The sequence below is a fragment of the Paenibacillus maysiensis genome, from assembly GCF_000520815.1.
Classification (GTDB): Bacteria; Bacillota; Bacilli; order Paenibacillales; family Paenibacillaceae; genus Paenibacillus; species Paenibacillus maysiensis.
Map to the genome: position 1 here is coordinate 1 of NZ_ASRY01000247.1, position 308 is coordinate 308.

The following is a 308-nucleotide window of genomic DNA, read 5'->3' on the forward strand; positions in this document are numbered from 1 at the left end:
TGAATTTTACGGATTGCATCTTGCATTCCCATGCCCCTCCTTCTTGTCCCCTATGGGGCTAAACTGTGCGGTTATTTCTGAACCACGTCCGACCTTCATCCGTGTTTAAAAATGCTTCCGCCTTCTTGGTATGGTCTATCCGCCGAACCAGTCCTTTTTCTTTCAACTTAGATACTGAACAAAATCCCCGAAAACCACCGTTTTGGTCATGAACCTCGTATGTTCCAGCTCCAAACTTGAAGCCCGTTGCCCAACAAACTATTTTTAGTTGCATATCCATGTGTTTGTCCTCTCTGCCCTTGGGGGCT

1 protein-coding gene is annotated in these 308 nt (G+C 46.4%); it reads right to left on the minus strand.

All coding sequences use genetic code 11. The annotated features are described in order from the left end of the window. Window positions 1-58: 58 nt before the first annotated feature. The coding region (locus L696_RS28760; RefSeq protein ID WP_209440984.1) for a hypothetical protein at window positions 59-308 on the minus strand (250 nt) is incomplete at its 5' end.